Here is an 18,116-nt window from a genome sequence, read left to right on the forward strand (position 1 = left end):
GTGCACGCCTGCTCCACCGCGGCTTTTTCCCGGCGCCTGATCCGACGCGTCCACCGTCCGATGCCGCGAGGGGTCGTGTTCCGCTCAGCGGCCCCGCCGAGGGGTCGCATCCAGACAGATTCCGTGCGGTTTTCCGTACAGACGCGACCCCTCGGCGCTGCGGGAGACGGGAGGCGACCCCTCGGCGGGAGACCCGCGGCGAGGAGGAGGCCGCGACGAGCACCCGGGCCGGGGCCCGGGTGCCGCTCAGCCCTGGACGCCGAGCTTCGCCAGGATCAGCTCCCGCACGCGCCCGGCGTCGGCCTGGCCGCGCGTGGCCTTCATGACCGGGCCGATGAGGGCGCCGACGGCCTGGACCTTGCCGGCCCGGACCTTGGCCACGACGTCGGGCATCTGGGCCATCGCGTCGTCGATCGCGGCGGTCAGCACGGAGTCGTCGGAGACGACCGCGAGCCCCCGCGCCTCGACGACCTCGGACGGGGTGCCCTCGCCGTCGATGACGTGCTGCAGCACCTTCTTGGCCAGCTTGTCGTTGATCCGGCCGGCGTCGATCAGCGCGTCGAGCTCCACCACGGTCCCCGGCGTGACGCCGAGCGCCGCGATGTCGGCCTCCTGCTGCTTCGCGATGCGGGCGATCTCGCCCATCCACCACTTGCGGGCCACGGCGGGCGCCGCTCCGGCCGAGACCGTCTGCTCGATCTCGTGGAGCACACCGGCGTTGACGACGTCCCGGAACTCCTCGTCGGAGAAGCCCCAGTCCGCCTTGAGCCGCCGCCGGCGCTCGGCCGGCGGCTCGGGCAGCTCGGCGCGCAGCCGTTCGATCCACTCGGCGTCGGTCACCACCGGCACGAGGTCGGGCTCGGGGAAGTACCGGTAGTCGTCGGCGTCGGACTTCGGGCGCCCGCTCGTGGTGGAGCGGGTGTCCTCGTGCCAGTGCCGGGTCTCCTGCACGATCGTGCCCCCGGCGTCGAGGACCGCGGCGTGGCGCTGGATCTCGTAGCGCACGGCACGCTCGACGGAACGCAGGGAGTTCACGTTCTTGGTCTCCGACCGCGTGCCGAACGTGGTGGCCCCCTTCGGCATGAGGGAGACGTTGGCGTCGCAGCGGACGTTGCCGCGCTCCATGCGGGCGTCGGAGATCCCGAGGTTCTTCACGATCTCCCGGATCGCGGCCACGTAGACCCGGGCGAGCTCGGGGGCCCGGGCCCCGGCGCCCACGATCGGCTTGGTCACGATCTCGATGAGGGGGACCCCGGCGCGGTTGTAGTCGACCAGGGAGAAGTCGGCGCCGTGGATCCGCCCGGCCGTCCCGCCCATGTGCGTGAGCTTGCCCGCGTCCTCCTCCATGTGGGCCCGCTCGATCTCCACGGTGAAGACCGTGCCGTCCTCCAGCTCGACGTCGACGGAGCCGTTCTCGGCGATCGGCTCGTCGTACTGGGAGGTCTGGAAGTTCTTCGGGGTGTCCGGGTAGAAGTAGTTCTTCCGCGCGAAGTGGGAGACCGGGCGGATCTCGCAGCCCAGCGCCAGACCGAGCTTGATCGCCGACTCGACGGCCACGCGGTTGACCACGGGGAGCACGCCGGGCAGCCCCAGCGAGACCGGGGTGACGTTGGTGTTCGGCTCGTCCCCGAAGACGTTGGGGGCGGCGTCGAACATCTTGGTCCGGGTGTTGAGCTCCACGTGGACCTCGAAGCCCAGGACGGGGTCGTACTTCTCGAGGGCCTCGTCGAAGGACAGGACCTCTTCGGTGGTCTGGGTCATCAGCGGGCTCCTCCCCGGACGGGTGCGGCGGACACGGTGGACTCGGCGAGCTCGCGGACCAGTGCGGCGGTGTCCGGCAGGTCCCGCCAGACGGGTCCGCCCCAGCGCTCCTCGAGCAGCGCCTCGAGGCCGGCCGCCGCCCGGTAGAGCCGGGCGTCCTCCCGGGCCGGGGCCATGAACTGGATGCCGACCGGCAGCCCGTCCTCGGGAGCGAGGCCACCGGGCACGGAGATCGCCGGCACGCCGGCGAGGTTGGTCGGGATCGTCGCGATGTCGTTGAGGTACATCTGCATCGGGTCCGCCGACTCGTCCACGGCGCCGCGTTCGAACGCCGTCGTCGGGGCGGTCGGCGAGACGAGCACGTCCACCTGGTCGAAGGCGGCCGCGAAGTCGCGCTGGACCAGGGTGCGGACCTTCTGGGCCGAGCCGTAGTAGGCGTCGTAGTATCCCGCCGAGAGCGCGTACGTGCCCAGGATGATCCGGCGCTTGACCTCCGCGCCGAAGCCCGCGGCGCGCGTGGCGCCCATCACCCGTTCGATGGTCAGCGGGCCGTCCTCGGGCAGCACGCGGTGGCCGTAGCGGACGCCGTCGTACTTCGCGAGGTTCGAGGAGACCTCCGAGGACATGATGAGGTAGTACGCGCCCAGGGCGTACCTGAAGTTCGGGGTCGAGACCTCGACGACGTCCGCGCCCGCGGAGCGCAGCAGCTCGACGGCCTCGTCGAAGCGCTGCTGGACGCCGGGCTGGAAGCCCTCGCCCGTGAGCTCCTTGACCACGCCCACGCGCAGGCCGCGCAGACCGCCGTCGGCGGCACCGGCCCGGGCCTGGGCCGCGAACTCGCCCACCGGGTCGGGCAGCGAGGTGGAGTCCTGCGGGTCGTGCCCGCCGACCACCTCGTGCAGCAGCGCCGCGTCGAGCACGGTCCGGGCCACGGGGCCGACCTGGTCGAGGGACGAGGCCATCGCGATCACGCCGTAGCGGGAGACGCCGCCGTAGGTCGGCTTCACCCCCACGGAGCCGGTCAGGGCCGCCGGCTGCCGGATGGAGCCGCCGGTGTCGGTGCCCAGGGCCAGCGGCGCCTGGAAGGCGGTCACCGCGGCGGCGGACCCGCCGCCGGAGCCGCCCGGGATCCGGGTCAGGTCCCAGGGGTTGCGGGTGTCGCCGAAGGCCGAGTGCTCGTTGGAGGAGCCCATGGCGAACTCGTCGAGGTTCGTCTTGCCCAGGATCGGCATCCGGGCGGCGCGCAGCCTCCGGGTCACGGTGGCGTCGTACGGGCTCATCCAGCCCTCGAGCATCCTGGACGCGGCGGTGGTGGGCTGGCCCTTGGTGACGATGAGGTCCTTGACGGCCACGGGGACGCCGGCGAGGCCCGGAAGCTCCTCGCCTCGGGCACGGGCGCCGTCCACCTCTGCCGCCACGGCGAGGGCCTCCTCGGCATTGACGTGCAGGAAGGCGTTGAGGCCGGTCTTGCCGCGGCCTCGGTCGGCAGGGTCGGCGAGGTCGCCGTCCGTGTCCCGGATGCGGTCCAGGTGGGCCTGGACGGCCTCGACCGAGCTGATCTCCCCGGCGGCGAGCTTCCGGGCGAGCTCGGCGGCCGGGAGGCCGACGACGCCCTCAGGGGTACCGGTGGTGGTCATGCGACTACTCCTCGTCCAGGATCGCGGGCACCTTGAACTTGCCCTCGGCGGCGTCGGGCGCGTTGAGCAGCGACTCCTCGGCGGTGAGGGTCTCGCCCACGACGTCCTCGCGGAACACGTTCTGCAGCGGGATCGGGTGGCTGGTGGCGGGGACGTCCGGGCCGGCGGCCTCGCTGACGGAGGCGACCGAGTCGACGACGAGGTCGAGCTCGTCCGCCATGGACCGCAGCTCCTCGTCCGTCATCTCGATGTGCGCGAGCTTCGCCAGGTGGGCGACCTGCTCACGGGTGATCGCAGACATGCACACTCCTGCTCGTGGTCGGGGTGGTTTCCGGTCCAGTCTAGCCGCGCGCTGCGTCCCTCCCGCGCGGCGGACTGGGGGTGGGAGGGGCCTACGCTGGGAGGACGAACGCCCACCACACAGGAGCATCCCGAGATGGCCAAGAGCACCCCCGCACGCACGAAGAAGGCCCGCGGCGCCCGGAAGGAGCGCGGTGCCCGTCCCGGCAGGGCGACGCGCGCCGTGCAGGCCGCGGACGCGGCGAACGCGTGGCGCCAGCGGATCAGCAAGGACGCGGCCGCGACCGTGGACACGGTCATGGCGCACGTCCAGGCCGTGGCCGAGGACCAGCTCAGGGGGCACGGCGTGCTGCCCGCGTTCCTCGTCACCGCCCGCAAGGACGGCGAGTACGAGCTGGACACCCTGCCGGCCGGGCAGGCCGTGGAGCTCTCCCCCGAGGCCGCTCTGGACGCCCTGCGCGAGAAAGCCGCGCAGCTGCGGGACGAGGTCGTCTGCGCGGCCGTGGCCTTCCCGGTCACGCTGCCGGACCGCTCCGGCCAGACGGCCGTGGCCGTCGAGACGGAGCACCGTGAGGGCGAGGCACTGACCGTGGTCCAGCCGTACCGGCTCAAGGGCGCGGAGCGCTCGGTGAGCTTCGGCGACGCCGTGGTCGAGCCCGCCGAGCGCTGGCTGTGGCCCCAGACCTCCTGACGTCGCCGGCGGCGGGGCCGCCACCGGGCGCGCCCGCCGCCGGGCTCGCGCCCCGGGGCGCCCGCGCCGTACCCCGGGCACCACGAGCGGCACCGCGGACACGACGAAGGGCCCCTCCCGTGCGGGGAGAGGCCCTTCGTCGTGTGCGCGGGCGCGGCGCCCGTGCGGCCGATCCGAGGAGGATCAGGCGGGGAGGTTGAGCACCTGGCCGACGAAGATCAGGTCCGGGTCGGCGATGGTGTCGGCGTTGGCGGCCGCGAGGTCCTGCCAGTTCTGGATGCCGAGCTTGATGGCGATCTTCGACAGGGTGTCGCCGGCCTCGACGGTGTAGGTGCCGGACACGGCGGCCGGGGCCACGGTGGCGGCGGGGGCGACGTACTCGACGACCGGGGCGGGAGCCGGGGCCGGGGCGACGGCCGGGGCGGGAGCCGGGGCCGGGGCCTCGACCGGGGCCGGGGCCTGGACCGACTGCGGGGCCACGGTGGCGGAGCCCATCGGGTTCGCGGAGGGGGCGGCGGAGCCGCTCAGGCCGAGCTTGGCGGAGCAGGCGGGCCAGGCGCCCCAGCCCTGGCCGTCCAGGACGTTCTCGGCGACGGCGATCTGCTGCTCACGGCTGGCGTCCTGCGGAGCACCGGTACCGCCGAAGGCGGCCCAGGTGGACGGGGTGAACTGCAGGCCACCGGAGAAGCCGTTGCCGGTGTTGATGCCCCAGTTGCCGCCGGACTCGCACTGGGCGAGGGCGTCCCAGGTGGAGGCGGGGGCGGCGTTGGCGGGAAGGGCCATGGCGCCGACAGCGGTTCCACCCAGGATCAGGGCGGCGGCACCGCGGCGGACGTTGCGACGAACAGCGGAGGTGTTGGTCATGATGCTCCCTGGGGCCACCTGCGCTCGTTTCCGTCCCCGGATGTCTTCGCGCCGTCGTCTACCCGTCAAGGTGTTGTTGGGTAAGTGCTTACAGGTGTCTGCCCTTCAGACGACGTACGGTGTTACGGCAGCACCCAGCATGAAGTTGTGGAGCGCCCGAGAACTGGCTCGGAGCACACGGGATCCCCGCAGAGAGTTCCCGGGGAAGCTGGTTATCACAGTAGCGTAACGATTTCTGTTCCGCTAGCCCTTTTTCCTTGACGTGATGCAAGACACATGCTTTGTCCAAAGGGGTGCCGGGTCGTGACGAACACCGGCGGTCGAGCACGCCATACCAGAAGGTGCGCTCGGAGAAGCGGAGGCGGACCTCGGGAAGAACGCTTCTTAGGTCACGCTATGGCAACGGTTTTGTCTCGGTCAAGTCACGAGAGGCATCTCACACCCGCCGTGGCCCCCGCGCTGCCGGCCCCTCAGCCCGGAATGCCGCTCTCACGTGCGGTGATCCAGGCCCCGAGGCGCTCCTCCACCGGCACCTCGCCGTCGGCCGGGGAGGGCAGCAGGGGACGCGTCACGAGCGCCCCCGCCTCCTCGGCGATCAGCGCTCCGGCGGCCCAGTCGTGCTCGTGCAGGCCCTGCTCGCCGTATCCGTCGAGCGTGCCGTCGGCCACCATGCACAGGTCCAGTGCCGCCGAGCCCAGCCGGCGCATGTCCGTGTACTGCTGCATGGTGGCGACGAAACCGTCTATCTGGCGCTCCCGCCGGACCGGGTCGAACGAGAAGCCGGTCCCGTAGAGGCGCCCTGGGCGGCCGGGCTCCGGCCCCTCCAGCCGCCGGGTGAGGCCGTCCGCCTCGAGCCAGGCGCCGGCGCCCCGGACCGCGAAGTAGCGGCGGCGCAGGGCCGGCGCGTCCACGACGCCGACGAGCCAGTTTCCCTCGGCGTCGGCGGCGGCCACGGACGTGCAGTAGTAGACGATCCCGCGGATGAAGTTCGTGGTGCCGTCCAGGGGGTCCACCGACCAGCGCACGCCGGAGGGCCGGTCGGGGCGGTGCGTCCCCGACTCCTCACCGGTGACCGTGTCGTCGGGACGGCGGTCCAGGAGCGCGCGCATCACCGCCTGCTCGGCGGCCACGTCGAAGCGGGTCACCCAGTCGCCCTCACCGGTCTTGCCCGAGATGTCGAGCCGGGCGGCGTCGCGTCCCCGCAGGACCTCGGCTCCGGCGGCGGCGGCCGCCAGGGCCACGTCCAGCAGCTCCTCCAGGTGCGCCCCTGTGGGCCCGAGTCCCTCCAGTACGTCGTCGTGCCGTCCCATGCTCACTCCCCGTTCCGTTCCCGTGTCTCGTCCTGGTGACTTTCCCGTGTCTCGTCCTGGTGCCCGTCCGGCGTCCCGTCCCGCCGCTCGCCCTGGGCGTCCTCGCCGGTGGGGAAGGCGGCCGGGCCCTCCGCGAGGAGCCGCTCGAAGCCCGCCTCGTCGAGCACCGGCACCCCCAGCTGCTCGGCCCTGTCCAGCTTCGTGCCGGCGCTCTCGCCCGCCACCAGGAAGTCCGTCCGCTTCGACACCGACCCGGAGGCCTTGCCCCCGCGCACGAGGACCGCCTCCTTCGCGGAGTCCCGGCTGAAGCGCTCGAGGGTTCCGGTGATCACGACCGTGGTCCCCTCGAGGGTACGGGGCACGGACTCGTCCACCTCGTCCTCCATGCGCACCCCCGCGGCGGCCCAGCGTTCGACGATCTCGCGGCGCCAGGGCTCGGCGAACCACTCGCCGAGGGCCGCGGCGATCGTCGGGCCCACGCCGTCGGCCTGCGCGAGGGTCTCCTCGTCGGCGTCCCGGATCGCCTGCATCGACCCGAAGGCCGTGGCCAGTGACCGCGCCGCGGTGGGTCCGACGTGCCGGATGGACAGTGCGACGAGCACCCGCCACAACGGCTGCGACTTGGCCTTCTCGAGCTCGTCGAAGAGCTTGCGCGTGGTGGCCGTGGGCTCGGAGGGCTTCTTCGCCGTGCCCTTGCTCCAGAAGTACGGCACCAGCTCCGCCTCGCCCGTGGGCACGCCCTTCGACTTCTTCTCCCGGCGGATGCGCACGTCCCGCAGGTCCTCGGGCCTGAGGTCGAACAGCTGCGCCTCGCTCGTGAGCGGCGGGTCCTCCGGCTCGTCGGGGCGCGTCAGGGCCAGGGCGGCCTCGTAGCCCAGGGCCTCGATGTCGAAGGCGCCGCGGCCGGCCGCGTGGAAGACCCGCTCCCGCAGCTGGGCGGGACAGCTGCGGGCGTTGGGGCAGCGGATGTCGACGTCGCCCTCCTTGGCCGGGCGCAGCTCGGTGCCGCAGGACGGGCAGTGCGTGGGCATCACGAACTCCCGTTGCGTGCCGTCCCGCAGGGCGACCACGGGGCCCACGATCTCGGGGATGACGTCTCCCGCCTTGCGCAGCACCACCGTGTCGCCGATGAGCACGCCCTTGGCCTTCACGACGTCCTGGTTGTGGAGCGTGGCCATCTCGACCGTGGAGCCGGCGACCCGTACGGGCTCCATGAGCCCGTAGGGGGTGACGCGCCCGGTGCGGCCCACGTTCACGAGGATGTCGAGCAGCTTCGTGTGCACCTCCTCCGGCGGGTACTTGTAGGCCACGGACCAGCGCGGCACCCGTGAGGTGTGCCCCAGCCGGAACTGGGTCCGGCGGTCGTCGACCTTCACCACGATGCCGTCGATCTCGTGGAGGAGGTCGTGGCGCCGGCGACCGTACTCCTCGATGAAGGCGAGGACCTCCTCCGTGGAGGACAGCACTGCGCAGTACGGGCTGACCGGCAGCCCCCACCGCTTCAGCAGGTCGTAGACCTGCGACTGCGTGTCCGCGTGCAGGCCGGTGGCCGCGCCCACGCCGTGGACGAACATGGACAGCCGGCGCCGGGCGGTGACCTGCGGGTCCTTCTGCCGCAACGAGCCGGCGGCGGCGTTGCGCGGGTTCGCGAACGGCGCTCTGCCCTCGGCGACCATGGCCTCGTTGAGCGCGCGGAAGTCGCTCGAGGAGATGAACACCTCGCCGCGCACCTCGACCTCCTCGGGCACGTCCTCACCGGCCAGGACGGCGGGAACGGCGTCGATGGTCCGCACGTTGTGCGTGACGTCCTCGCCGGTCGTGCCGTCCCCGCGGGTCGCGGCCCGCACGAGCTCGCCGTTGCGGTAGAGCAGGTTGACGGCCAGCCCGTCGATCTTCAGCTCCGTCAGCCAGGCGGAGTCCGGGGCGTCCGGCAGGGCCGCGATGGACGCGGTGGTCTTGTCCAGCCAGGCGACGAGCTCCTCGACCGAGAAGACGTCCTCCAGCGAGTACATCCGCGCCAGGTGCCGCACGGGGGCGAAGGCCGCGGAGACCTCGCCGCCGACCTCCTGGGTGGGCGAGTCGTTGGCCACGAGCTCCGGGTTCAGGGCCTCGATCTCCTCGAGCCGCCGGTAGAGCGCGTCGTACTCGGCGTCGGCGAGCGTGGGCGCGTCCTCGACGTAGTAGGCGGTGCGCGCCCGGCGCACGCGCTCCACCAGGTCGGCGTACTCCTCCTTGAGGGCCTCGGGCGGCGGGACCTGGTCGAGGTCCTGGCCGGTGGCGTCGACGGGGCGCTCGTCAGTGCTCTGCTGTGGGCTCACCCGACCATTGTGGCCCACGCGGCGGCGGCCGCCGGCGCACCGGCCCGCCCGGGTCCTCGAGTCCGGCACGGCTCCCGGGCTCCGCGTGGCCCCGGCCCGGGGCGGTCGGGAACCCGGGACGGTCCGGGCCGGGCGCGGTTCGGGCCCCGAGCCGCTCGACGCCGCCCGTGAAGTGCGGGCGGCGGCGCCGCGGGTCCCAGCCGGCGTACTCCGAACGGCGCCAGGCGGGGCCCCGGCCGTCGTCGGAGAACGCGACCGCGACCGTCGCCGGCAGCGGCACGGGAGCGGCGAACTCCACGGTCCAGCGCAGCGGCGTCCCCGCGGGCACCCCGGCCTCGGCGAGCGCCCGGGAGGCGCTGTACATGCCGTGGGCGATCGCCCGCTCCATCCCCAGCGCCCGTGCGCCGGCGGCCGAGAGGTGGATCGGGTTCCAGTCCCCGCTGACCGCGGCGTAGTCGCGGCCGGTGCCCGCCGGCAGCCGCCAGAGCGCGGTGGGGACCGGCGGGTGGAAGTCCCGGCGCGGTGCCTCCGGCACGGGCCCGGGCACACGCACCCCCTTCGAGAGGTAGGTGGAGCGCCCGGTCCACACGGCGTGCCCGTCGGGCCCGGAGAGGCGGGCGACGACGTCGACCTGCGCGCCGGACCGGTGCGGCCGGAGCCGCTCGGCCCAGGCGGTCACGGTGAGCTCCTCCCCCACCGCGACGGGCCGGAGGAGCTCGACCTCGTTGGCCAGGTGGACCATGCCCAGCACCGGCAGCGGGAAGTCGGGCCGCGTCAGCACGCTCATGGCCACGGGGAAGGCGAGGGCGTGCAGGTGGCCGGGGAAGACCTCCGTCCCGCCCGGGCCCTCCCGCAGCGGCGCCCCCACCGTGCGGCAGAACGCCTCGTGGCGGGGCCCCTCCACGCCGACGCCCTCCGCCACGTGCTCCACCGCCGGCAGCGTCGCGGCGGAGGACTCCCGGTCGTGGCGGCGTCCGGGCCGCCGGCCGGTGGGGAGGACCCGGCCGGCCGCGGCCGCCGCCGCGCGCACGTACAGGCGCCCCAGCGACGGGGTTCCGGGCAGGAGCACCCGGTCCCGGCCCGAGCTCACGCCCCCACCAGGTTCTGCCCGCAGACCCGCAGGGTCTGGCCGTTGATCCCGCCGGCGGCGTCCGAGGCCAGGAACAGCACGGCCTGCGCCACGTCCTCCGGGAGACCGCCCTGCTGGAGGGAGTTCAGCCGGCGGGCGACCTCGCGGCGTGCCGCCGGGATCCGGGCCGTCATCTCCGTCTCGATGAAGCCCGGGGCCACGGCGTTGATCGTGCCGCCGCGGGCCGCCACCAGCGGGGCGGTGGCCGCGACCATCCCGATGATCCCGGCCTTCGAGGCCGCGTAGTTGCTCTGACCGCGGTTGCCGGCCACACCGCTGGTGGAGGCCAGGGACACGATCCGGGGCGCCTCGCCCAGGCCCTGCCCCGCGAGCAGCTGCTCGTTCATCCGCAGCTGGGACTCGAGGTTCACCGCGAGCACCGGGGCCCAGCGGGTCCTGTCCATGTTGGCCAGCAGCCTGTCCCGGGTGATCCCGGCGTTGTGCACCACGACGTCGAGACGGCCGAGGCGTTCCCGCGCGGCGCCCAGGAGACGCTCCCCTGCGTGTTCGTCGGTCACGTCGAGCTGGAGGGCGACGGCGTGCAGCTCGTTCGCGAGCGCGGCCAGGGCGTCCCCGGCGGCGGGGACGTCCACGACGACGACGCGCGCGCCGGCCCCGGCGAGCGTGCGGGCGATCTGCGCGCCGATGCCGCGGGCCGCGCCGGTCACGGCGGCGACCCTGCCCCGCAGCGGGGCCTCCCAGTCCGCCGGCAGCGCACCCGCGGCGTCGTCGACCGTCAGGAACTGCCCCGACACGAAGGCGCTGCGACCCGAGAGCAGGAAGCGCAGGACGCCCTGCGCGCTCGGCGCCCCGGCGTCCACCCCTTCCGCCAGCAGCACGCCGTTGGCGGTGGCCCCGCCCCGCAGCTCGTGCCCCACCGAGCGCAGGAACCCGACGACGGCCTGCCGGGCGGCGGCGACGGCCGGGGGCACGTTCCGGGCCCCGGCCGGGGTGGCCGAGGCGGCGCCCGCACCGATCCCCGGCGCGGGCCGGGACACGGTCACGACCCGCCCCCCGGGCGCCAGCGAGCGCAGGACGCCGCCCAGTTCCAGGGCGGGTCCGGTGAGCTCCGCCGGCCGCTCGAGGTCCGTCAGCACAAGCAGCACGGCACCGAAGCGCGTGACGTCCTCGGGGTGCCGGCGGACGTCGAGGTCCCAGCCCAGCAGCGTCCCGGCCACCCGGTCGGCGTCCGGGCCGCCGCCCAGCACCAGCACGGGACCGGGCACCAGCGGGTCCCCGCGGCGGTGGCGCCGCAGCGGCACCGGCGCGGGCAGCCCGAGCCGCCGGGCGAGGGCCCGTCCGGGACCGGTGCGGACGAGGTCGAGATAGGTGTCGGTCATGGGTTCCTCGGTGTGCTGGGGTGTACCGCCGCGGCGTCCGCGGCCGGCGTCCGCGGCCGGCGTTCCCGGCCGGTGGGCCGGCCCTCGGGTCTCACCGGGCCTCGAGGACCGCGGCCACCGCCAGGCCCCCGGCCGCGCACACGGACACGAGCCCCCGCGCGGGGCGGCCGGTGTCCTCGGCCCGTTCGCGCAGCAGCTTGGCGAGGGTGCCCACGATCCGGCCACCGGTCGCGGCGAACGGGTGCCCGGCCGCGAGGGAGGAGCCGGCGACGTTGAGCCGGCTGCGGTCCACCGCGCCGAACGCGCCGTCGAGGCCGAGCCGTTCGCGGCCGAAGCGCTCGTCCTCCCACGCGGCGAGGGTCGCGAGCACGGTGGCGGCGAACGCCTCGTGGACCTCCACGAGGTCGAAGTCCGCCAGGGACAGACCCTGGCGGACCAGGAGCCGGGGCACGGCGTAGGCGCCGCCCATCAGCAGGCCCTCGTCCCCGTGCACGAAGTCGACGGCCGCGGCCTCGACGTCGACGACGTCGGCGAGCACGGGCAGGTGGTGCTCCGCGGCCCAGTCCTCCGAGGCGAGCAGCACCACGGCCGCGCCGTCGGTGAGGGCCGTGGAGTTGCCGGCGGTCATGGTCGCCTCCTCTTCCAGGGAGGTCCCGAAGACGGGCCTGAGCCGCGCGAGCTTCTCGACCGAGCTGTCGGGGCGCAGGTTGTCGTCGCGGGAGAGCCCCCGGAACGGGGTGACGAGGTCGTCGAAGAACCCGCGGTCCCAGGCCGCGGCCAGGTTGCGGTGGCTCGCGGCCGCGAACTCGTCCTGGGCCTCGCGCCGGATCCCCCACCGGGCGGTCGTCAGGGCCTGGTGCTCCCCCATGGACAGGCCCGTGCGCGGCTCGGCGGTGCCCGGTGCCACCGGCTTCAGGTCGGCCGGGCGCAGGCGGGCGAGCGCCCTCACCCTCCCGCCCGTGCTCTTCGCCCGGTTCAGCTCGAGCAGCACGCGGCGCAGGTTCTCCCCCACGACGATCGGGGCGTCGGAGGCGGAGTCCACGCCGCCGGCGATCCCGGACTCGATCTGTCCGAGCCGGATCTTGTTCGCCAGCGTGGAGACGGCCTCCATGCCGGTGGCGCACGCCTGCTGCACGTCGAAGGCCGGGGTGGCGGGGTCCAGCGCCGAGCCCAGCACGGACTCGCGGGTGAGGTTGAAGTCCCTCGGGTGCTTCAGGACGGCCCCGGCCGCGACCTCCCCGATCCGCTCCCCCGCCAGGCCGTGGCGGGCGACCAGCCCGTCGAGGGCGGCCGTGAGCATCTCCCGGTTGGCGGCGGCCGCGTACGCACCGTGGGCGCGGGCGAAGGGGATGCGGTTGGCGCCGACCACGACGGCACGGCGGGCCACACCCGTGCGCTCGGCACCCGTGGGCGTCGTCCGCTCGGCGGTGGGCTCGGGGATCGACTCGGTCACAGGGAACTCCTCGGTGCTCTTGTGATGCTGATCACGTCACCGGCGATGTTACCTGATACCCTGAGTATCGTGAAACGCGATGTCCCCGACCAGACCTCAGCCCCGTCCGCGGACGGTCGTTCGTCCCGCTGGGCCCGGCACCGCGCCCAGCGGCGGCTCGAGCTCGTCCGCTCCGCGCGCAGCGCTGTGGACGAGCTCGGCGCCCAGGCGTCCATGGAGGAGATCGCCACCGCGTGCCGCACCTCCAAGTCCGTCTACTACCGGTACTTCGGGGACAAGGCGGGGCTGCAGCGGGCCGTGGGCGAGTACACCGTGGCCAGGATGCGGGACCGGCTCGAGGAGGCGGCCCGGGCGGCCGGGACCTTCGAGGGCACGGTCCGGGCGATGGTCGCCGAGTACCTGCTGAGCATCGAGCGCTCCGCGTCGGTGTACCGGTTCGTCGTCGCCCTCCCCCCGGAGCCGGGAAGGGGCCGCGCCGAACGCCATCGGCCCGAACGGCCGCGCGGCGAGCGCCCCGGCCCGGACGCGGGCCCGGCCGGGGGGCCGGACCGTCAGCACCTGATCCAGGAGTTCGCGCAGTCCGTCACCGCCCTGCTCGTGGAGGCGCACGTGCGCCTCGCCCCCGCCGAGCACCGCTTGGCGGACCCCGTCCTCGGCTACTGGGCGGCCTCCACGATCGGAATGGTGCGCGGTGCGGGCGAGGCCTGGATGAACACGCCCGAGGGCGTCCGGCGACCGTCCCGGGAGCGGATGACCGACCTCGTCGTGGGCTGGGCCGTCGACGGCCTGCGCCCGCCCGGCGCCCCGGACGCCCCCTCCGGCACCACGGACGCCCCGCCGGAGGCCCGGCCGCACCCGGGCCGCGCCTCCGGCCCCGTCACCGCACCGGTCACCGCCGGGCCACCACGACAGGAGCAACCATGACCACCACCGTCGACCACCCGGTCCCCGGCGGCACCGAGGACGCCGGCACCCCGGCGCCGTCCGTGGACGTCTCCGAACTGGGCCAGGTGCTGCTCGGCCACTGGGCCGACGTCCGGCGCGAGACGCGCCGGATGCTGCTCGACGAGCGGCTGCACGGCCGGGAGGAGCTCGGTCTCCCCGAGCAGCGCGAGCGCGTGCTCGGCCAGCTGCGCCTGCTCGTCGAGCACGGCACGATGAACCGCGGCCTGCCGCGCGAGTACGGAGGCGACGACGACCCCGGCGGCAACGTCTCGGGGTTCGAGGAGTTGCTGCTCGGCGACCCCTCCCTGCAGATCAAGGCGGGGGTCCAGTGGGGCCTGTTCGGCTCGGCCGTGCTCAACCTCGGCACCGAGGAGCACCACCGGCGCTGGCTGCCGGGCATCCACGACCTGCGGATCCCCGGCGTCTTCGCCATGACCGAGACCGGCCACGGCTCCGACGTCGCCTCGATCGGCACGACCGCCACGTACGAGCCCGCCGCGCAGGAGTTCGTGCTCCACACCCCCTTCCGGGCGGCGTGGAAGGACTACCTGGGCAACGCCGCCGTGCACGGCCGGGCGGCCGTGGTCTTCGCCCAGCTCGTCACCCAGGGCGTCAACCACGGCGTGCACGCGTTCTGGGTGGACCTCCGCGACGAGCACGGCGACTTCCTGCCGGGCGTCGGCGGCGAGGACGACGGTCGCAAGGGCGGGCTCAACGGCGTCGACAACGGGCGCCTGCACTTCGACCACGTGCGCGTCCCGCGCACGCACCTGCTCAACAAGTACGGCGACGTCGCCGCCGACGGCACGTACAGCTCGCCCATCGCCAGCCCGGGCCGCCGGTTCTTCACCATGATCGGGACCCTGGTCCAGGGCCGGGTCTCCCTGGACGGGGCTGCCGTCGTGGCGAGCAAGGCCGCGCTGGCCATCGCCGTCCGCTACGGCAGCGAGCGACGCCAGTTCAACGCCTCCTCCGACGTCCAGGAGGAGGTGCTGCTGGACTACCAGCAGCACCAGCGTCGGCTGCTGCCCCTGCTCGCCGAGACCTACGCCATGAGCTTCGCCCACCAGGAGCTGCTGCACCGGTACGACGACGTCTTCTCCGGCCGCGAGGACACCGACGAGAACCGGCAGGACCTCGAGACCCTGGCCGCGGCGCTCAAGGCGCTGTCCACGTGGAGCGCCCTCGACACCCTCCAGGAGTGCCGTGAGGCGTGCGGCGGCGCGGGGTTCCTCACGGAGAACAGGCTGACCTCGCTCCGCCACGACCTCGACGTCTACGCGACGTTCGAGGGCGACAACACGGTGCTGCTGCAGCTGGTGGCCAAGCGCCTGCTCTCCGACTGGGCGGAGGAGTTCCGGCACGTCGACATGGGCGTGATGGCCCGCTACGTGGCCGGCAGGGCCGCCGAGGCCACCTACCACCGGTCCGGCCTGCGCAAGCTGGGCCAGACGTTCCGGGACACCGGCGACATGCGCCGGTCCGTGAACGCCCTGCGGGAGGAGTCCGCCCAGCACGCCCTGCTCGCGGACCGGGTGGAGACCATGGTCGCCGAGCTGGCCGAGGCCCTGCGGCCCACCGCCCGGCTGCCCCGCGAGGAGGCCGCGGACCTGTTCAACGAGCACCAGTACGAGCTCATCGCCACGGCCCGGGCCCACGCGGAGCTGCTGCAGTGGGAGGCCTTCACGCGGGGCCTGCGGCAGGTCGAGGACCCGGGAACCCGCACGGTCCTCACCTGGCTGCGGGACGTCTTCGGGCTGCGGCTCGTCGAGAAGAACCTCGCGTGGTACCTCTCCTACGGCCGGCTGTCCATGCGCCGCGGGCGCAGCCTCGACCAGTACCTCAACCGGCTGCTCGCCCGCCTGCGGCCGCACGCGCTCGACCTCGTGGCGGCCTTCGAGCTCCAGCCCGAGCACCTGCGCGCCGAGATCGCCACGGGGGTCGAGGCCCGGCGCCAGGAGGAGGCCTCCGCCCACTACCGGCGGCTGCGCGCCTCGGGGCACGCCCCCGTCAAGGAGGGCGCCTCCCGGAAGGAGTCGGTGACCTCCGCGGCCGGGGCACCGGGCGAGAAGAGCCCCGGGCAGCAGCAGAGGGAGAAGCGGGAGCGCCGGCCGGCGAGGCCCTCCCCGAGGCCCTCGTCGCGGCGCGCCGGACATCCGGACCCGCAGGCCGGGCGGGCCCCGGGCCCCGCGGCGGGGACCCGTCCCGGCACCGGCACCGCTGCCGGCTCCCCGCCGGGCACCCAGCCCGCCACGGAGCCGGCCACGGTGCGGGCGGCACGCCGTCATGCCCGATGGCTCGAGCTCAGGCCCCTCAAGAAGGCGGCGAAGCGCACCGCACGCGCGGCGGCAGCCCCGGACGAGGAGCGCACGGTGTCCCAGGAGGCGTGACGCCGGGGCCACCCGCGGCGCCGTGCGCGGGCGGCCCGGCCCGTCAGCCCCCGGCGGGCACGGAACCGGCCAGCACGTCGTCGATCTGGCCCATGGCCTGCCGCATGCCCTCCTCCATGCCCATCTCGAGCATCGTCCGGAGCTGATCCGCGCTCTCGAAGGTGGAGAACGTGGTCATCCGGGTGCGGCCGCCGAGGTCCTCGAGCGTGACGACCGCGTGGGTCGCGCCCAAGGAGGTGTCGGGTTCCCCGTGCTCGTCGGCGAAGCCGTCGTCGAACTCCAGCCGGTGCGGCGCGTCGACGGCCGTGATCGTCCACCACCCGGGGGCCTTCTCCCCCTGGGGACCGGTCATGTGGTAGCGGCACCGCCCGCCCTCCCGGAACTCGTGCTGCTCGAAGGTGGCGGGCCACCCGGGCGGCCCCCACCAGCGCTCGAGCCGGCGCGGGTCCGCCCACACCTGCCAGACCTGTTCGACGCTCGCGTCGAACTCGGCGACGAAGGTGAGGCTCAGCGCCTCCACGTCCTTCTGCACATCGATCACCGGCATGTCGTGCTCCCTTCCTGTTCGGCCCCCGGGTCCCCGGGAGGCGTCTGCCCGGCGAGGAGCCCGTCGATCCGGCGGGCCCTTCCGCGCCAGAGCTCCTCGTAGGCGTCCAGCAGCCGGCCGACGCGGCGCAGCGTGTCCACCTCGGCGTGGACCACCTGCTCCCGGCCCCGGCGCTGCTTGCTGACGAGCGCCGCCCGCTCCAGCACCGCGACGTGCTTCTGCACGGCCGCGAAGCTCATCGCGTAGTGCCCGGCGAGGGCGGAGACCGACTGCTCCTGCCGCAGCACCCGCGCGACGATGTCACGCCGCGTCGCGTCGGCCAGCGCCCGGAACACCCGGTCGACCTCGTCGTCGGTCGGCCCATTTTTTACAACCATTTGGTTGTAGATTACGTCGCCCGGGCCTGCAGGGCAAGACGCCTCCCGCCGTCCCCGGGCTCAGTAGAGCGCGGCCGCGCCGGTCAGGTGGCGGTGCAGGCCGTGGGCCACGAGCGTGTTGCCCAGCGCGTTCAGGTGCCGGAGGTCGTCCGCGACGACCGAGCGCGGGGGCAGCCCCCACGCCAGCCACCGGCGGTCGGCGGCCGAGGCGCCGATCCGCCAGGGCTTCAGCGGCGGCAGGGACCACAGCCCGGGGTCCCGCAGATCGGCCATCGTGTCGTAGTACCGCCCCCCGTACTCGTCCCGGTAGGCCGCGTTGACGGCGTGCACCCCCTCCCACCCCGCCGTGCCCGGCCGGTCGGCCGCGGTGAGCCAGTGACCCATCACCACGGACGTGGCCGGCTCGACCCCCCAGGCCGCGCGGGTGTCGGCGACGACCCCGTCGTGGTCCGCGATGTTGTTCTTGCCCGTCCACAGCAGGTGCACGTGCCCCCGGTGGATCCCCTCCAGCGCCGTGTGCCACCGCGCGGTGGACCCGGCCGCCACGGTGATCTCCGGCCCGGGCACCTCGCGGCGGAGCACCACGGCGCTCTCGCCCCGTGCGACCGCGCGGATCGTGCAGGGGATCCCGAGGACGGTGCCCGGGATCGGGAGGTGGACGGTCGGCACCCGGCCGTCCGCGGTGTCCACGACCACCGTCCCCCGCTCCGGGAACCGCCCGGGCCCGTCGCCGGAGGCCAGCCGCGGCAGGTACGGGTGGCCGTGGCTGCGCATCGCCAGGGTCTGCGACGACGTGTCACCACTGACGGCCCGCGAGGTCCCGGGCGCCTCCAGCAGCTGCGACAGCAGGTCCTCGATGCGCACCGCGGGAAAACCCCGGGGGCGGTCCCGGTGCAGCGCGCTGGCCGCCGAGGATGAGCCCCACAGCACGAACGGTCGGCGGCCGGCCGCCCACCCCGACAGGGTGCCGCCGAACGCCCCCGAGGCGGCGATCACCAGCCCCGAGAGGACGAAGGAACGGCGCGAGACGACCATGCTGTCAAAGGTAAACAGG

At 74.3% G+C, this 18,116-nt stretch carries 15 protein-coding genes; 3 read left to right on the forward strand and 12 right to left on the reverse strand.

Translation table 11 applies throughout. The annotated features are described in order from the left end of the window. Positions 1-246: 246 nt before the first annotated feature. From gatB to gatC, 3 genes are read right to left on the reverse strand one after another with little or no spacing between them, the layout of a single operon-like run. Positions 247-1,761, reverse strand: coding sequence for an Asp-tRNA(Asn)/Glu-tRNA(Gln) amidotransferase subunit GatB (gene gatB / locus ACH9EU_RS15005; RefSeq protein WP_396414716.1), 1,515 nt, complete (start codon positions 1,759-1,761; stop codon positions 247-249). Continuing rightward, positions 1,761-3,398, reverse strand: coding sequence for an Asp-tRNA(Asn)/Glu-tRNA(Gln) amidotransferase subunit GatA (gene gatA, locus ACH9EU_RS15010; protein ID WP_396414717.1), 1,638 nt, complete (start codon positions 3,396-3,398; stop codon positions 1,761-1,763). The genes gatB and gatA overlap by 1 nt, the downstream gene beginning before the upstream one ends. Positions 3,399-3,402: 4 nt before the next feature. After that, complete coding sequence (gene gatC / locus ACH9EU_RS15015; protein WP_396414718.1) at positions 3,403-3,699, reverse strand: Asp-tRNA(Asn)/Glu-tRNA(Gln) amidotransferase subunit GatC; 297 nt, start codon at positions 3,697-3,699, stop codon at positions 3,403-3,405. A 135-nt stretch (positions 3,700-3,834) separates the two neighbouring features. Between gatC and ACH9EU_RS15020 the strand changes: the two genes are divergently transcribed. Further along, the gene (locus ACH9EU_RS15020; protein WP_396414719.1) at positions 3,835-4,389 is read left to right on the forward strand and encodes a hypothetical protein; all 555 of its coding nucleotides are present in this window, start codon (positions 3,835-3,837) and stop codon (positions 4,387-4,389) included. Between the two features lie 183 nt (positions 4,390-4,572). On the opposite strand, the gene ACH9EU_RS15025 is transcribed toward ACH9EU_RS15020, so the two are convergent. The 6 genes from ACH9EU_RS15025 to ACH9EU_RS15050 form a co-directional block, all read right to left on the reverse strand. Further along, positions 4,573-5,253 carry a transglycosylase family protein gene (locus ACH9EU_RS15025; RefSeq protein ID WP_396414720.1) on the reverse strand — a complete coding sequence of 227 codons (681 nt, stop codon included), beginning with the start codon at positions 5,251-5,253 and terminating at the stop codon, positions 4,573-4,575. Between the two features lie 470 nt (positions 5,254-5,723). Beyond that, positions 5,724-6,563 (reverse strand): inositol monophosphatase family protein, encoded by an 840-nt coding sequence (locus tag ACH9EU_RS15030; RefSeq protein WP_396414721.1) that lies wholly within the window; start codon positions 6,561-6,563, stop codon positions 5,724-5,726. Between the two features lie 2 nt (positions 6,564-6,565). Next, positions 6,566-8,881: an NAD-dependent DNA ligase LigA gene (gene ligA, locus ACH9EU_RS15035; RefSeq protein ID WP_396414722.1), complete on the reverse strand. Its 2,316-nt coding sequence runs from the start codon at positions 8,879-8,881 to the stop codon at positions 6,566-6,568. After that, a complete protein-coding gene (locus tag ACH9EU_RS15040; RefSeq protein WP_396414723.1) occupies positions 8,859-9,971 on the reverse strand; it encodes a MaoC/PaaZ C-terminal domain-containing protein in 1,113 nt (370 codons plus the stop codon). Before ACH9EU_RS15040 ends, ligA begins: the two co-directional genes overlap by 23 nt. Further along, on the reverse strand, positions 9,968-11,350 hold the full coding sequence (locus tag ACH9EU_RS15045) for a 3-oxoacyl-ACP reductase (RefSeq protein ID WP_396414724.1): 1,383 nt from the start codon (positions 11,348-11,350) through the stop codon (positions 9,968-9,970). Before ACH9EU_RS15045 ends, ACH9EU_RS15040 begins: the two co-directional genes overlap by 4 nt. A gap of 91 nt (positions 11,351-11,441) precedes the next feature. Further along, positions 11,442-12,791: an acetyl-CoA C-acetyltransferase gene (locus ACH9EU_RS15050; RefSeq protein ID WP_396414743.1), complete on the reverse strand. Its 1,350-nt coding sequence runs from the start codon at positions 12,789-12,791 to the stop codon at positions 11,442-11,444. Positions 12,792-12,872: 81 nt separating this feature from the next. Between ACH9EU_RS15050 and ACH9EU_RS15055 the strand changes: the two genes are divergently transcribed. Beyond that, positions 12,873-13,727 (forward strand): TetR family transcriptional regulator, encoded by an 855-nt coding sequence (locus ACH9EU_RS15055; RefSeq protein WP_396414725.1) that lies wholly within the window; start codon positions 12,873-12,875, stop codon positions 13,725-13,727. Then, complete coding sequence (locus ACH9EU_RS15060; RefSeq protein ID WP_396414726.1) at positions 13,724-16,138, forward strand: acyl-CoA dehydrogenase family protein; 2,415 nt, start codon at positions 13,724-13,726, stop codon at positions 16,136-16,138. Before ACH9EU_RS15055 ends, ACH9EU_RS15060 begins: the two co-directional genes overlap by 4 nt. A gap of 43 nt (positions 16,139-16,181) precedes the next feature. Here the strand turns inward: ACH9EU_RS15060 and ACH9EU_RS15065 are convergent, their stop codons facing one another. The 3 genes from ACH9EU_RS15065 to ACH9EU_RS15075 are packed head-to-tail and all read right to left on the reverse strand — an operon-like array spanning position 16,182 to position 18,097. Next, complete coding sequence (locus ACH9EU_RS15065) at positions 16,182-16,685, reverse strand: SRPBCC domain-containing protein (RefSeq protein ID WP_396414727.1); 504 nt, start codon at positions 16,683-16,685, stop codon at positions 16,182-16,184. After that, entirely contained in the window at positions 16,676-17,062 is a 387-nt protein-coding gene (locus ACH9EU_RS15070) for a metalloregulator ArsR/SmtB family transcription factor (protein ID WP_396414728.1), read from the reverse strand. The genes ACH9EU_RS15065 and ACH9EU_RS15070 overlap by 10 nt, the downstream gene beginning before the upstream one ends. A 60-nt stretch (positions 17,063-17,122) precedes the next feature. After that, a complete protein-coding gene (locus ACH9EU_RS15075; RefSeq protein WP_396414729.1) occupies positions 17,123-18,097 on the reverse strand; it encodes a hypothetical protein in 975 nt (324 codons plus the stop codon). Positions 18,098-18,116 lie beyond the last annotated feature (19 nt).

The sequence above is a fragment of the Kocuria rhizosphaerae genome (assembly GCF_044462265.1).
Classification (GTDB): domain Bacteria; phylum Actinomycetota; class Actinomycetes; order Actinomycetales; family Micrococcaceae; genus Kocuria; species Kocuria rhizosphaerae.